12 protein-coding genes are annotated in these 14,368 nt (G+C 71.5%); 5 read left to right on the forward strand and 7 right to left on the reverse strand.

Going from position 1 to position 14,368, the window contains the following annotated elements:
• Nucleotides 1-6: 6 nt before the first annotated feature.
• The 7 genes from IE178_RS19380 to IE178_RS19410 form a co-directional block, all read right to left on the reverse strand.
• On the reverse strand, nt 7-1,026 hold the full coding sequence (locus IE178_RS19380) for an ABC transporter permease (RefSeq protein ID WP_184763033.1): 1,020 nt from the start codon (nt 1,024-1,026) through the stop codon (nt 7-9).
• Entirely contained in the window at nt 1,023-2,540 is a 1,518-nt protein-coding gene (locus IE178_RS19385) for a sugar ABC transporter ATP-binding protein (RefSeq protein ID WP_193513186.1), read from the reverse strand. The genes IE178_RS19380 and IE178_RS19385 overlap by 4 nt, the downstream gene beginning before the upstream one ends.
• Before the next feature lie 154 nt (nt 2,541-2,694).
• Entirely contained in the window at nt 2,695-3,876 is a 1,182-nt protein-coding gene (locus IE178_RS19390; protein ID WP_184763263.1) for an ROK family protein, read from the reverse strand.
• Between the two features lie 217 nt (nt 3,877-4,093).
• Entirely contained in the window at nt 4,094-4,771 is a 678-nt protein-coding gene (locus IE178_RS19395; protein ID WP_193513187.1) for a GntR family transcriptional regulator, read from the reverse strand.
• Nucleotides 4,772-4,949: 178 nt separating this feature from the next.
• On the reverse strand, nt 4,950-5,897 hold the full coding sequence (locus tag IE178_RS19400; protein WP_193513188.1) for a beta-ketoacyl-ACP synthase III: 948 nt from the start codon (nt 5,895-5,897) through the stop codon (nt 4,950-4,952).
• 144 nt (nt 5,898-6,041) lie between these two features.
• A complete protein-coding gene (locus IE178_RS19405; protein ID WP_184763029.1) occupies nt 6,042-6,182 on the reverse strand; it encodes an MFS transporter small subunit in 141 nt (46 codons plus the stop codon).
• A complete protein-coding gene (locus IE178_RS19410; RefSeq protein ID WP_193513189.1) occupies nt 6,151-7,497 on the reverse strand; it encodes an OFA family MFS transporter in 1,347 nt (448 codons plus the stop codon). The genes IE178_RS19405 and IE178_RS19410 overlap by 32 nt, the downstream gene beginning before the upstream one ends.
• Before the next feature lie 179 nt (nt 7,498-7,676).
• Between IE178_RS19410 and IE178_RS19415 the strand changes: the two genes are divergently transcribed.
• Genes IE178_RS19415 through fdhD form a run of 5 tightly spaced genes read left to right on the forward strand, consistent with a single transcriptional unit; the run spans nt 7,677 to nt 14,267 of the window.
• Nucleotides 7,677-8,648 (forward strand): 2-dehydropantoate 2-reductase, encoded by a 972-nt coding sequence (locus IE178_RS19415; protein WP_184763027.1) that lies wholly within the window; start codon nt 7,677-7,679, stop codon nt 8,646-8,648.
• Complete coding sequence (locus IE178_RS19420; protein ID WP_193513190.1) at nt 8,645-10,570, forward strand: molybdopterin oxidoreductase family protein; 1,926 nt, start codon at nt 8,645-8,647, stop codon at nt 10,568-10,570. The genes IE178_RS19415 and IE178_RS19420 overlap by 4 nt, the downstream gene beginning before the upstream one ends.
• Nucleotides 10,571-10,576: 6 nt before the next feature.
• Entirely contained in the window at nt 10,577-12,544 is a 1,968-nt protein-coding gene (locus IE178_RS19425; protein ID WP_193513191.1) for an NAD(P)H-dependent oxidoreductase subunit E, read from the forward strand.
• Nucleotides 12,541-13,401 carry a 2Fe-2S iron-sulfur cluster-binding protein gene (locus IE178_RS19430; protein WP_193513192.1) on the forward strand — a complete coding sequence of 287 codons (861 nt, stop codon included), beginning with the start codon at nt 12,541-12,543 and terminating at the stop codon, nt 13,399-13,401. Before IE178_RS19425 ends, IE178_RS19430 begins: the two co-directional genes overlap by 4 nt.
• A 17-nt stretch (nt 13,402-13,418) precedes the next feature.
• Nucleotides 13,419-14,267 (forward strand): formate dehydrogenase accessory sulfurtransferase FdhD, encoded by an 849-nt coding sequence (fdhD, locus tag IE178_RS19435; protein WP_184763023.1) that lies wholly within the window; start codon nt 13,419-13,421, stop codon nt 14,265-14,267.
• The last annotated feature ends 101 nt before the right edge of the window (nt 14,268-14,368 follow it).

The raw sequence follows: 14,368 nt of genomic DNA on the forward strand, positions 1-14,368 counted from the left end.
CTTTCCTCATGTCGTGCTCGCGGTACGGCGCTGGACCAGCACGGCGGCGACGATGATCGCGCCCTTGGCGATCTGCTGGACGTCGCTCTGCAGGTTGTTCAGGGCGAAGATGTTGGTGATCGTGGTGAAGATCAGGACGCCGAGGACGGAGCCGACGATGGTGCCGCGGCCCCCGGTGAGCAGGGTGCCGCCGATGATCGCGGCGGCGATGGCGTCGAGTTCGTAGAGGTTGCCGTTGGTGTTCTGGCCGGAGCCGGCCAGGACGATCAGCAGGAAGGCGGCGATGCCGCAGCACAGCCCGGACAGCAGGTACAGGTAGAGCCGCTGGCGGCGTACGTCGATGCCGGCGAGCCGGGCGGCCTCCGCGTTGCCGCCGACGGCGACGGTGCGGCGGCCGAAGGTGGTCCGGTTGAGGACCAGCCAGCCGATGACGGTGACCGCTGCGAAGACCAGGACCAGCGGCGGGATGCCGAGGATGTAGGCGTCGCGTTCGCCGAGGTCGAGGACGCTGTCGACGCTGACGATCTGGGTCCGGCCGTCGGTGATCTGCAGGGCGAGGCCGCGGGCCGAGGCGAGCATGGCGAGGGTGGCGATGAACGGCACCATCCCGCCGTACGCGATGAGCACCCCGTTGACCAGCCCGCACCCCACTCCGACGGCGACGGCGGTGAACAGGATGCCGCCGAAACCGTACTCCTGGGTGGCGACGGTGGTGGCCCACACGGAGGCGAGGGCGACGATCGCGCCGACCGACAGGTCGATGCCGCCGGAGATGATGACGAAGGTCATGCCGACGGTGACGACACCGATGACGGAGGCCTGGGTGAGGACGAGCTGGAGGTTGCGGGTGTCCAGGAACTCGTCCGGTTTGGTGATGCCGCCGATGAGGATCAGTACGGCGAGCACGCCGAGCAACGACAGCGTGCGGACGTCGGCGCGGAACAACACGGCGCGCCAGGGGGGTGTTTCGGCGGCCGACGGCACCTTGTCGGTGCTGTCCCGCGGCGGGGAGACGGGCTGCGTCATGACGCCGGGCTTCCTTCCATGACCAGGTCGAGTACACGGTGTTCGTCGAGTTCGCGGGCGGGCGCCGTGTGGACGACGGTGCCCTCGCGCAGGACCAGGACGCGGTCGGCGAGGCCGAGCACCTCGGGCACCTCGCTGGAGACCAGCAGGACCGCGAGGCCTTCGTCCGCCAGTCGGCGGATGACCGCGTAGAGCTCGGCGCGGGCGCCCACGTCGACGCCGCGGGTGGGTTCGTCGAGCAGCAGCACCCGGCAGCCGCGCAGCAGCCAGCGCGCGAGCACGGCCTTCTGCTGGTTGCCGCCGGACAGGGTGCGCACCGGCACGTCGGGGTTGTCGGGACGCAGGGACAGTTCGCGGGTGGCGGCTCGCGCGGCGCCCAGTTCGGCGCCGCGGTCGATCCAGCCGACCCGTGCGAAGCGGGACATGGAGGACACCGACACGTTGCGGGTGACGGATTCCAGCATGAGCAGGGCCTGCGCCTTGCGTTCCTCGGGGGCGAGCCCGAGCCCGGCGCTCACGGCCGCCCGCACACTGCCCGGTTTCAGGGGCCGTCCGTCGACCAGGACCCGGCCGGTGTCCGGCTTGCGGGCGCCGTAGACGGTCTCCAGGATCTCGGAGCGTCCGGAGCCCACGAGTCCCGCGAGTCCGACGATCTCACCGGGTCGCACCTGGAGGTCGAGGGGGGCGAACTCGCCCTCGCGGGAGAGCCCTTCGACGGTCAGCACCGGTTCGCCCTGCGGTGCGGCGGTGGGCCGTCGCGGGAAGACGTACTCGACGTTGCGTCCCGTCATCAGCGCGACCACCTCGCTGGTCGGCGTCGATTTGGCGGGCAGCCCGCCGGCCACGGCGCGGCCGTCCTTCAGCACGGTCACGCGGTCGCCGATGCGCCGGATCTCCTCCAGGCGGTGCGAGATGTAGACGACGGCGACTCCGTCCGCGGTGAGGTCGCCCACGATACGGAAGAGGTTGTCGACCTCGTCCGGGTCGAGGGCCGCGGACGGCTCGTCCATCACGATGAGCCGAACCTCGTGGGAGAGCGCCCGCGCCATGGACACGATCTGCTGGTGCGCCGCCGACAGTTCACCGACCAGCCGGCCGGGGTCGATCTCCGGGTGACCGAGTCGCTTGAGGAGCTGGGCCGTCGAGTCCCGGGCGACCTTGCCCCGTACGACGAAGCCGGCGGCCGTGGGTTCGTGGCCGAGGTGCACGTTCTCGGCGACCGACAGGTGTTCCACCAGGTCGAGTTCCTGGTAGATGGTGGCGATGCCGAGGCGCATGGCGGCGATCGGGGAGCGGAGCGTGACCTCTTCCGAACGCCAGCGGATGGTGCCCGTGTCGGGCTGGTGAGCGCCGGCCAGCACCTTGATCAGGGTGGACTTCCCGGCGCCGTTCTGGCCGAGCAGGCAGTGCACCTCGCCGGCCTGGACGTCGAGATCGACGCCGTCCAGGGCCCGGACTCCGGGGAACGACTTGGTGATGCCGGACATGCTGAGCAGCGGTGGTTCTGGTGCCATGCGGATATCCCCTCGGCGGGCATGCGGGCCGGTGTCAGGGCGATCCCCTTGCGGGGCAAGCGTTTTCGGGCAGCGCGGGGTAGGGCGGTGGCGGTGGGTGTGGTGCCTGGTACCGGTGAAGTGTCCGTGCGGTGGAGCGGGTGCGGTGAAGGTGCTAGGCGGGTGAGAAAAGGTGGTCGCTGATGAGCCGGGCCGCGCCGATGACTCCGGCGGTGGGTCCCAACTCGCCCAGCACGATGGGCAGGTTGCCGGTGGCCAGGGGCAGCGACTGCCGGTAGACCTGGGTGCGGATCGCGGCGAGCAGGGTGTGACCGAGTCCGGTCACCCCGCCGCCGATCACCACCAGACCGGGGTTGAAGAAGCTGACCAGGCCGGCGATGACCTGGCCGGTGCGGTTGCCGCCCTCGCGGATCAGATCGAGGGCGGTGGCGTCACCGGCCGCGGCCGCGGCGGCGACGTCGACGGCGCTGAGTGTGCCGTTCGACTCCAGTCGGTTCGCGAGTTCGGTGGAGAGCCGCTGTTCGGCGGCCTCCATGGCGTCCCGCGCGAGGGCCGCGCCGGAGAAGTGTGCCTCCAGACAGCCCCGGTTGCCGCAGGCGCACGGGCGGCCGTCGGGCACGGCCTGGATGTGCCCGATGTCGCCCGCGCTGCCCGTCGTACCGCGGTAGACCTCACCGCCGACGACGATGCCGCAGCCGATGCCGGTACCGATCTTGACGACGAGGAAGTCGTGCACGGTGCGGGCGACGCCCGCGTGCTGCTCCCCCATGGCCATCAGGTTCACGTCGTTGTCGACCATGACCGGACAGCCGAGGTCCTGGCTGAGCGCCTCCCGCACGGGGAAGCCGTCCCAGCCCGGCATGATCGGCGGAGCCACCGGGATGCCCTCGGGGAAGCGGACCGGGCCCGGGACGCCGATGCCGGCGCCGTCGAACCCCTCCGCGAGCCCCGAGGCCCGGAGCTTCGCCGCCATGGACAGCACGTGCTCGAAGACCACGACCGGGCCCTCGCGGACGTCCATGGGCTGGTTGATGTGCCCGAGGACCTCCAGTTCGGCGTTGGTGACGGCGACGTCGACCGAGGTCGCGCCGATGTCGACGCCGAGGAACCGCAGGTGCGGGTTGAGCCGGATGTTGTGGGAGCGCCGGCCACCGCGCGAGGCGGCGAGTCCGTCGGCCACGACGAGTTCCGTCTCCAGCAGCCGGTCCACCTCCACGGCCAGTTTCGACCGGGAGAGGTCGACCTGGTCGCCCAGCTGGGCACGGGAGTTGGGGCCACCGTCGCGCAGCAGCCTGAGCAGTCGGGCCTGGTGAGCGTTGGCGGGTCGCGCGGTCATACGTCTCACGAGCCCCTCCCCGCCTCAATCGGCCTGTGCGCGCCGGATTCCGGCCACGTGTGTGGCGTGCTTTCGGATGGGAAAGTAGCAGCGCCTGCCGGAGGTGGGAAGAAGTCGCGCAGGAATTGGCCCTTACTTTTTCCACTCACAGGACAAAGGAGCTCGCGAGGTCGCCCGAAAACCGGGCGAAAGGGCGTGAAGCGATGACGGCGGGGACTCAGGATTTCGAGCGCGCGTGGTACGAGCGGCGGGTGTGCTCGGTGTGTTCGCGCATCAGCCGGGTGGCCAGCTGCTCGTCGTGGGCCGCGATGGCGGCGATCATCTCGCGGTGCTCGACCCAGGACTGCTCACCGCGCTGCCGGGCGACCGGGGTGTAGTACCAGCGCACCCGCCGGTCGACCTGGGCGGCGAGCTCCGCGAGCACGGCGTTGCCGGCCAGGTCCATGATCTTGGCGTGGAAACGGGCGTTGAGGGCGACGGCGGTGTCCACGTCGTCGGCGTCCACGGCGTTGAGGCCCTCCGCGAGGATCGCCTCCAGGACCTCGATGCCCGCGCTGTCGGCGTTGCCCGCGGCGAGACGGGCGGCCTCGGCCTCCAGCAGCGTACGCACGGTGAGGAGCTGGTCGGCCTCCTCCTCCGTCGGCTCGTGCACGAACGCGCCCTGTGCGGGCCGCAGATCGACCCAGCCCTCGGTGTTGAGCCGCTGCAGCGCCTCGCGCACCGGCTGGCGGGAGACGCCGAGGTGCCCGGCGAGTTCGCTCTCGACCAGGTGCTGGCCCGGCTGGAGGGCGCGGGTGGTGATGAGTTCGAGCAGCGCCTCGTAGACGCGGTCGCGCAGCGGGCCGGGCCGTTCGAGCCTGGGCACCGCCCCCTGGGGCAGTCCTGCCGACAACATCGCGGTCCCCCTCCTCGGCAGCGCCGTGCACCGCCACGAACGCCGGTGTCACCGCAACGCCAGTAGTGATTGTCTTTCGTCTACAGTCTACGGCGCACAGGAGCTCGTGGGGCGAGGAGTGCCCGCGGGCCGAGGAGCCGGCCTCGTCGTACCCGTCCGGGGGACCGCGCGGAGCGGCTCAGGGGCAGCGTACGACCTGTCCGGCGTACGACAGGTTTCCCCCGAAGCCGAACAGCAGCACCGGTTCGCCGGTCGACACCGCGCCCTGTTCGACGAGTTTGGAGAAGGCCAGCGGGATGCTGGCGGCCGAGGTGTTGCCGGACTCGATGACATCGCGGGCGACGACGGCGTTGACGGCGCCGATCCGGCGCGCGAGGGGTTCGATGATCCGCAGGTTGGCCTGGTGCAGCACCACGCCGGCGAGGTCCTCCGGGGCCAGTCCCGCCTTCTCGCAGGCTTGGCGGGCGATGACGGGCAGCTGGGTGGCCGCCCAGCGGTAGACGCTCTGCCCCTCCTGGGCGAACCGCGGGGGTGTCCCCTCGATCCGCACCGCGTGCCCCATCTCGGGCACCGAGCCCCACAGCACCGGGCCGATCCCCGCCCCCTGGCCCGGCGCGCAGGCCTCCACCACGGCGGCTCCCGCCCCGTCGCCGACGAGCACGCAGGTGGAGCGGTCGGTCCAGTCGGTCACGTCGGTCATCTTGTCGGCGCCGACGACCAGCACCCGGCTCGCGCCGCCGGCCCGTACGGCGTGGTCGGCGGTGGCGAGGGCGTGGGTGAAGCCGGCGCACACCACGTTGATGTCCATGACGGCGGGCCCGGGCATGCCGAGACGGGCCGCGACCCGGGCGGCCATGTTGGGCGAGCGGTCGATCGCGGTGGAGGTGGCGAGCAGGACCAGGTCGATCTCGGCGGGTGTCCGGCCGGCCGCCGCCAGCGCCTTGGCGGCGGCGTGCGCGGCCAGCTCGTCGACCGGCTCGTCGGGACCCGCGATGTGCCTGGTGCGGATGCCCACCCGGCTGGTGATCCACGCGTCGCTGGTGTCGACCATGCCCGCCAGGTCCTCGTTGGTGAGGACCTTGGCGGGCTGGTAGTGGCCGACGGCGGCGATGCGCGAGCCGATCATGGGTGATCCCCCTCGTGGGTCGGTTGCGGGATGCACCAGTCTGATCAGTGACTCACCGGTACGACGGTAGGTGAAGCGACAGGAAACGGGTACCGGGCTTGTCGGCTTCCGTCAGACCTGACGGGACCGCGCGCGGACCGGCCGTCACCCGGTGAACAGCTGTGTCGCCTTGCGCACGAGCTCGTACAGCCCGTAGGCGAGCGGCACCCCCACCCACAGCCAGGCGAAGGTGATCAGCCCGCGGCGGCCGGGGCTAGGCGGACTCTGGCTGCTGTCGCCGGTCATCGGCGGCCTCCTGCGCTGTCTCGGGGCTGGGGCTGGGGACGTGGTGACGGGGGTGGACCGGCCGGACCAGCTCGTTGGCGACGAAGCCGACGACGAGCAGCCCGATCATGATGAGCAGCGACATCCCATACAGGGACGAGCCGTGCCGGCCCGCCTCCTCCTGCCGGTCGGCGACCCAGTTCACGATCAGCGGCCCGAGCACGCCGGCCGTGGACCAGGCGGTGAGCAGCCGGCCGTGGATGGCGCCCACCTGGTAGGTGCCGAAAAGGTCCTTCAGATACGCCGGGACCGTGGCGAAGCCGCCGCCGTAGAAGGAGAGGATCACCAGCGCGCACAGCACGAACAAGGGCTTGGAGGCGTCGCCCCGCAGCGCGATGAGCGCGTACATCAGGGCGCCGGCGCCGAGGTACAGCCGGTAGACGTTCTTCCGGCCGATCAGGTCGGAGGTGGTCGACCAGCCGATACGGCCCGCCATGTTCGCCGCCGACAGCAGCGCGACGAAACCGGCGGCGGCCGTCGCCGACACCGGCGCGGAGGTGTCCGCGAAGAAGTCGGTGATCATCGGCGCGGCCTTCTCCAGGATGCCGATGCCCGCGGTGACGTTCATGCAGAGCACGATCCACAGCAGCCAGAACTGCGGGGTGCGCACGGCGGAGCGGGCGGAGACCTGCGGCCCGGCGTGCACGGCGGGCGCGCCGGCCACCGGACGCGCGGTGCGCGGTACCCGCACCAGCACCACACCGAGCAGCATGAACACGGCGTAGGTCAGCCCGTGCACGAGGAAGGCGAGCGCGATGCCGGAACTGTCGGTGCCGAAGGAGTCGAGCATCTGCGCCGACCAGGGCGAGGCGATCAGCGCGCCGCCGCCGAAGCCCATGATGGCGATGCCGGTGGCCATGCCGGGCCGGTCCGGGAACCACTTGATCAGCGTCGAGACGGGCGAGATGTAGCCGATGCCCAGGCCGATGCCGCCGACGAAGCCGTAACCGAGGACGATCAGCCAGTACTGCTCGGTGGCCGCGCCCAGCGCGGAGAGCAGGAAGCCGGAGGAGAAGCAGACCAGGGCCACGGTCATCGCCCAGCGCGGTCCCCGGCGTTCGACGAGGGTGCCGCCGAACGCGGCGGACAGACCGAGCATGACGATGCCGAGCTGGAAGGGCAGGGCGCTCTGGGTGCCGCTGAGACCGAGCGCGGACTCGAGCGGCGGTTTGAACACGCTCCACGCGTAGGCCTGGCCGATGGAGAGGTGAACGGAGAGCGCGGCCGGCGGGACGAGCCAGCGGCTCCAGCCGGGGGGTGCGACGGGGGGACTCATGAGTCCCCAACCGTAGGGACCGATGGTGCCGTTGAGAAGGCGGTTGAGGAGACAACCACTGGTGCTGCACAAAGCCTTGCTGAGGCTACCTCCATACTGTAGACAATATTTCGTCGACAGAGATTCGGCAGTTCCCGCGGTTCCTCGGTATCCCTCGACCGGACGGAGCTCCCCCCGCCATGAAAGTCGCAGTCCTCGGCGCCGGGGCGATCGGCGCCTATGTCGGTGCCGCGCTCCATCGTGCGGGCGCCGACGTGCACCTCATCGCCCGTGGACCGCATCTCGCGGCCATGAGGCAGTACGGAGTACAGGTGCGCAGCCCGCGCGGTGACTTCACCGCCCACCCCCATGCCACCGACGACCCGGGCGCAGTGGGCCCGGCCGACTTCGTCCTCCTGGGGCTGAAGGCCAACTCGTACGCGGCGTGCGGGCCGCTGATCGAGCCGCTGCTGCACGACACCACGGCCGTCGTGGCCGCCCAGAACGGCATCCCCTGGTGGTACTTCCACCGGCACGGCGGGCCGTACGACGGCCGCCGCCTGGAGAGTGTGGACCCCGACGGCGCGGTCAGTGCGGTGCTCGCGCCCGAACGGGCCGTCGGCTGCGTCGTCTACGCGGCCACCGAACTCGAACAGCCCGGCGTCGTCCGGCATGTGGAAGGCACCCGCTTCTCGATCGGCGAACCCGACCGCAGCGTCTCCGCGCGCTGTCTGGCACTGAGCGAGGCGATGCGCGCGGGCGGCCTGAAGTGCCCGGTCGAGCCGGACCTGCGCAACGACATCTGGCTGAAGCTGCTGGGCAACATCTCCTTCAACCCGATCAGCGCCCTCGCCCGCGCCACCATGCGGCAGATGTGCCTGCACGGCGGCACCCGCCAGGTCATCGAGACCATGATGACCGAGACGCTGACGGTCGCCGGGGCCCTCGGCTGCGAGGTCGGCGTCTCCATCGAACGCCGGCTCGCGGGCGCCGAGAAGGTCGGCGACCACCGCACCTCCACACTCCAGGACCTGGAGCGCGGCAAGCCGCTCGAACTCGACGTGCTGCTCGCGGCCGTCGTCGAACTGGCGGAAGTCACCGGCGTCCCGGTGCCCACCCTGCGCACCGTGCACGCCCTGTCCGACCTGCTCGCGCTGAGGAGCGCCGCATGAGGAAACGCGACCGGAGCCCGAAGACCTACACCCGCCTCACCCACCCCCTCGTCCGGGACTCCCGCGACGCGCCCTTCCGCCGGGCGACCTGGGACGAGGCCCTGGACCGGGCCGCCCGGGGTTTTTGGGCGGCGCACGGCGCGTTCGGGATGTTCTCCTGCGCCCGCGCGACCAACGAGATGAACTACGTGGCGCAGAAGTTCGCCCGGGTCGTCATGGGCACCAACAACGTCGACTCCTGCAACCGCACCTGCCACGCCCCGTCCGTGGCGGGCCTGTCGGCCGCGTTCGGCTCGGGCGGCGGGACGTCGTCGTACGAGGAGATCGAGCACACCGACGTCATCGTGATGTGGGGCTCCAACGCCCGCTTCGCGCACCCGATCTTCTTCCAGCACGTGCTCAAGGGCGTCCACAACGGCGCCCGCATGTACGCGGTCGACCCGCGGCGGACGTCCACCGCCGAGTGGGCGGAGAGCTGGCTCGGGCTGAACGTCGGCACGGACATCCCGATGGCGCACGCGATCGGCCGCGAGATCATCCACGCCGGCCTGGTCAACGAGGCGTTCGTACGGCGGGCGACCACCGGCTTCGACGAGTACAAGGCGCTCGTCGAGCCATGGACGCTGTCCCTCGCCGAAAAGGTGACGGGCGTACCCGCCGCCGCCATACGGGAGGTGGCGCACGCCTACGCCCGCGCCGAACGCGCCCAGCTCTGCTGGACCCTCGGCATCACCGAGCACCACAACGGCACCGACAACGTCCGTGCCCTGATCAACCTCTCCCTGCTCACCGGACACATCGGCCGCTACGGCTCGGGCCTGCAACCCCTGCGCGGCCAGAACAACGTGCAGGGCGGCGGCGACATGGGCGCCATCCCCAACCGCCTGCCCGGCTTCCAGGACATCCTCGACACCGGCATCAGGGCGAAGTTCGAGTCCGCCTGGGACACCGTCATCCAGCCGCACTACGGGCTCAACCTGACGGAGATGTTCGAGGCCATGGAGGACGGATCGCTGCGGGCGGTCTACTGCATCGGCGAGAACCCGGCCCAGTCGGAGGCGGACGGCGAACAGGCGGTACGCCGGCTGCGGCAGCTGGACTTCCTGGTGGTGCAGGACATCTTCCTGACGAAGACCGCCGAGCTCGCGGACGTCGTGCTGCCCGCGACCGCCGGCTGGGCGGAGACCGAGGGCACCACCACCAACAGCGAGCGGCGGGTGCAGCGCGTCCGCCGGGCCGTGGTCCCGCCCGGCGAGGCCCGCGAGGACATCGACATCATCTGCGACCTCGCCGGCCGCCTCGGTCACGACTGGAAGTACCCCGACGCCGAGGCCGTCTGGAACGAACTGCGCTCCGTCTCCCCCGACCACCACGGCATGACGTACGAGCGCCTGGAGGAACACCAGGGCATCCAGTGGCCGTGCCCGAGCACGGACGCGCTGGAACCGCCGTATCTCCACGGCCGGTTGTGGGAGACGGACCCGGAACGGCGCGGCAGGCCGGCACCCTTCGGACTCGTGCAGCACGACCCGCCGGTCGACCTCACCGACGAGGAGTACCCGATCCGGCTCACCACCGGCCGGCGGCTCGACTCCTACAACACCGGGGTGCAGAGCGGCGGTTACTCCTCCCCGCTGCGACGCGGCGAATTCGTCGAGCTGTGCCCCGAGGACGCCGAGCGGTACGGGGTCGTGGTCGGCGAGGAGGTGCGGGTGTCCTCACGACGCGGGTCGGTGCTGGCGCCGGTCTGGGTCGACACCGCGCTGCGGCCGGGGCTCGCCTTCATGACGTTCCACTTTCCCGACGAGGTGGACACCAACCAGCTGACGATCGAGGCGAACTGCCCGATCGCGGGGACGGCGGAGTTCAAGGCGTCGGCGATCCGGATCGAGAAACTCCCGGCCCCGACACACGTGAGGTGAGCAACCGTGGACCTGCACTTCGGTGACAGCAAGCCCACCGACGAGGAACGGGCGGCGGTCGACGCGCTGCTCGGGCCCCCCGAGTCCGCCTGGGAGGGCGCCGACCGCTCCGCCGCGGACCTCAGGTGGGCCCGCGGCGGACGCGAGGCCCGCGACCGCCGTGACCTGCTGCTGCCGGGGCTGCACGCCCTCAACGACCGGGTCGGCTGGATCAGCGAGGGCGCCCTGGACTACCTGTGCCGCCGCCTGACGGTGCCACCGGCGGAGGCGTACGGGGTGGCCACGTTCTACGCGATGTTCTCGGTGAAGCCACGCCCGGCGACCGTCCTGCACGTCTGTACGGACCTCGCCTGCACAGCGGCCGGGGCGACGCGGCTGTGCGCAGCCGTGGAAACCCGCCTGGGCCCGGGCAGCGGCGTACAGGTCGAACGCAGCCCCTGCCTGGGCCTGTGCGAACGCGCCCCGGCGGCCCTGGTGATCCGGGCCGGGGATGATCCAGCCCGTCCGGCGATCGAGGACGAGGCCGTCCGGACCGAAGGAGGGGCCGGGGGCACAGCCCCCGGGGTCGAGGGGGGTCCCTCCCGCTCGAGCGCAGCCGGGAGTGGGGAAGGGAAGGGGCGGCGGGGGCGAGCGGTCTCCAGGGCCACCGCCGTCTGCGCCCCCGCCACCATCGACACGGCCATCGGCACCGCCACGGCCCCGGAGAACGCCCCCTCGGAGCCCCCGCCCGCCGCGGCGGTCCCCCAGGCGGGCGACCCCACCCTCACCCTCCTCAAACGCGTCGGCACCGCGGACCCCGCCTCCCTGGACGACTACCGCGCCCACGGCGGCTACACCGCCCTGCGCCGCGCCTTCGCCCTCGGCCCCGCCGGCGTGATCCGCGAGGTCACCGACTCCGGTCTGCTGGGCCGCGGCGGCGCCGCCTTCCCCACCGGCCGCAAGTGGCAGGCCACGGCGTCCCAGCCGGACCACCCGCACTACCTCGTCTGCAACGCCGACGAGTCCGAACCGGGCACCTTCAAGGACCGCGTCCTCATGGAGGGCGACCCGTACGCGCTGGTGGAGGCGATGACGATCGCGGCGTACGCGACCGGCGCGCACCAGGGCTACCTCTACCTCCGGGGCGAATATCCGCGGGCGCTGCACCGCATGGAACACGCCATCACCCGGGCCCGCGCCCGGGGCCTGCTCGGCGACGACATCCTCGGCCAGGGCTACGCCTTCGACATCGAGATCCGGCGCGGCGCGGGCGCGTACATCTGCGGCGAGGAGACGGCCCTGTTCAACTCCCTGGAGGGCCACCGGGGCGAGCCCCGCGCCAAGCCCCCGTTCCCCGTGGAGAAGGGCCTGTTCGGCAAGCCGACGGTGGAGAACAACGTCGAGACCCTCGTCAACGTCCTGCCCGTCCTGACCATGGGCGCCCCGGCCTACGCGGCGATCGGCACGAAGACGTCCACCGGTCCGAAGCTGTACTGCGTCTCGGGCAGCGTGGCCCGCCCCGGTGTCTACGAGCTCCCGTTCGGCGCGACACTGGGCGAACTCCTCACACTCGCCGGTGTGCGGGACAACCTCCGCGCGGTCCTCCTCGGCGGAGCCGCCGGCGGCTTCGTCCGCCCCGACGAGCTGGCCGTCCCCCTCACCTTCGAAGGCACACGGGAAGCAGGCACGACCCTCGGCTCCGGAGTCGTCATGGCCTTCGACGACACCGTCCCGCTCCCCCGCCTCCTCCTGCGCATCGCCGAGTTCTTCCGCGACGAGTCGTGCGGCCAGTGCGTCCCCTGCCGGGTGGGCACCGTGCGCCAGGAGGAGGCGCTGCACCGGATCGTCGAGCGTACGGGCGCCGACGCCGCCGGTGACATCGCCCTGCTCCGCGAGGTCGGACGCGCGATGCGGGACGCCTCGATCTGCGGTCTGGGACAGACCGCGTGGAACGCCGTGGAATCCGCCATCGACCGTCTGGGGGCGTACGAATGACCGTGACACCGCTGGGGATCCCCCGCCGTCTGCTGGAGTTCACCCTCGACGGCGAGCCGGTCAGGGCGCCCGAGGGGTCGACGATCCTCGACGCCTGCCGGGCCGCCGGGAAGGACATTCCAACGCTGTGCGAGGGCGACACGCTCACACCGAAGAACGCCTGCCGGGTCTGTGTGGTGGAGGTCGAGGGCTCCCGTACCCTCGTCCCCGCCTGCTCGCGGAAGGCCGAGCCGGGCATGGAGGTGCGCACCGGCACCGAGCGGGCCCGGCACAGCCGCAAGGTCGTCCTGGAACTCCTCGCGTCCTGCGTCGACCTGTCGACCACCCCCCGGGTCGCCGAATGGCTCAAGGAGTACGAGGCGAAACCGGACCGCTTCGGCCCGGCCGCGGCCCGCCTCAACGAGGAGCCGAAGGTCGACAACGACCTCTACGTGCGCGACTACGACAAGTGCATCCTCTGCTACAAGTGCGTGGACGCCTGTGGCGACCAGTGGCAGAACACCTTCGCGATCTCGGTCGCGGGCCGTGGGTTCGACGCCCGGATCGCAGTCGAGCACGACGCCCCGCTGACCGACTCGGCGTGCGTGTACTGCGGCAACTGCATCGAGGTCTGTCCCACCGGGGCCCTGTCGTTCAAGTCGGAGTTCGACATGCGGGCGGCGGGTACGTGGGACGCGTCGCGCCAGACGGAGACGACGACCGTGTGCGCGTACTGCGGAGTGGGCTGCAACCTCACCCTCCATGTGCAGGACAATGAGATCGTGAAGGTCACCTCGCCGCACGACAACCCGGTGACCCACGGCAACCTGTGCATCAAGGGCCGCTTCGGCTACCAGCACGTACAGAACCGGGACTGATCGGGGCTGAAGGACACATGGGACGAGTCACGGAACGACGCAAGGTGCTCCGCATCCGGGACGGGGCGGTCTCCAGCCGCCCCGACACACTCGTCGCCGAGGAACCCCTGGAGATCCGGCTGAACGGAAAACCGCTGGCGATCACCATGCGCACCCCCGGCGACGACTTCGCGCTGGCGGCCGGCTTCCTGGTGAGCGAGGGAGTGCTGGCCGCCGCGGCCGACCTCCGGAACATCGTCTACTGCGCCGGGGCGACGGCCGACGGATCGAACACCTACAACGTGGTGGACGTGAAGACCGCCCCCGGCGTGGTCATCCCGGACATCACCCTCGAGCGCAACGTCTACACCACCTCCTCCTGCGGCCTGTGCGGCAAGGCCAGCCTGGACGCGGTCCGCACGACGGCCCGCCACCCCATCGCCGACACTCCCCCGCTGCGCGTGGCCCCGGAGCTGCTGGCGAGCCTGCCCGACCGGCTGCGCGCGGCCCAGCGGGTCTTCGACCGCACGGGCGGCCTGCACGCGGCGGCCCTGTTCGACGAGGACGGCGAGCTGCTCGACGCACGGGAGGACGTGGGCCGGCACAACGCGGTCGACAAGCTGGTCGGCCGTGCCCTGCAGAGCGGGAACCTGCCGCTGTCGCGGACGATTCTGCTGGTCTCCGGCCGGGCCTCGTTCGAACTGGCGCAGAAGGCGGTCATGGCCGGGATCCCGATGCTGGCGGCCGTCTCGGCACCGTCCTCGCTGGCCGTGGACCTGGCGGCGGAGACGGGTCTCACCCTGGTGGGCTTTCTGCGGGGCGGTTCCATGAACGTGTATGCGGGTGAGGACCGCATCGCCCTGAGGGCCGCGGCCTCCCGGGGCTGACCGGTCCCCTCGCTGCACGGCGGCGGGGCCCCTGCCGGCGGGGAGCGCCCCCTGCGCCGCGGGGCCCCGCCTCGACTCCCGGAAGGCGCCATGGACCGGGA

This window comes from Streptomyces griseoloalbus (genome assembly GCA_014650015.1).
In the GTDB taxonomy this organism is placed as follows: domain Bacteria; phylum Actinomycetota; class Actinomycetes; order Streptomycetales; family Streptomycetaceae; genus Streptomyces; species Streptomyces griseoloalbus.

Excerpts from the sequence above, each read along its gene's own strand:
- IE178_RS19385 (WP_193513186.1), bottom strand. The coding sequence starts at position 2,540 with ATGGCACCAGAACCACCGCTGCTCAGCATGTCCGGCATCACCAAGTCG.
- IE178_RS19395 (WP_193513187.1), bottom strand. The coding sequence starts at position 4,771 with ATGTTGTCGGCAGGACTGCCCCAGGGGGCGGTGCCCAGGCTCGAACGG.
- IE178_RS19420 (WP_193513190.1), top strand. The coding sequence starts at position 8,645 with ATGAGGAAACGCGACCGGAGCCCGAAGACCTACACCCGCCTCACCCAC.
- IE178_RS19410 (WP_193513189.1), bottom strand. The coding sequence starts at position 7,497 with ATGAGTCCCCCCGTCGCACCCCCCGGCTGGAGCCGCTGGCTCGTCCCG.
- IE178_RS19380 (WP_184763033.1), bottom strand. The coding sequence starts at position 1,026 with ATGACGCAGCCCGTCTCCCCGCCGCGGGACAGCACCGACAAGGTGCCG.
- IE178_RS19430 (WP_193513192.1), top strand. The coding sequence starts at position 12,541 with ATGACCGTGACACCGCTGGGGATCCCCCGCCGTCTGCTGGAGTTCACC.
- fdhD (WP_184763023.1), top strand. The coding sequence starts at position 13,419 with ATGGGACGAGTCACGGAACGACGCAAGGTGCTCCGCATCCGGGACGGG.
- IE178_RS19405 (WP_184763029.1), bottom strand. The coding sequence starts at position 6,182 with ATGACCGGCGACAGCAGCCAGAGTCCGCCTAGCCCCGGCCGCCGCGGG.
- IE178_RS19400 (WP_193513188.1), bottom strand. The coding sequence starts at position 5,897 with ATGATCGGCTCGCGCATCGCCGCCGTCGGCCACTACCAGCCCGCCAAG.
- IE178_RS19390 (WP_184763263.1), bottom strand. The coding sequence starts at position 3,876 with ATGACCGCGCGACCCGCCAACGCTCACCAGGCCCGACTGCTCAGGCTG.
- IE178_RS19415 (WP_184763027.1), top strand. The coding sequence starts at position 7,677 with ATGAAAGTCGCAGTCCTCGGCGCCGGGGCGATCGGCGCCTATGTCGGT.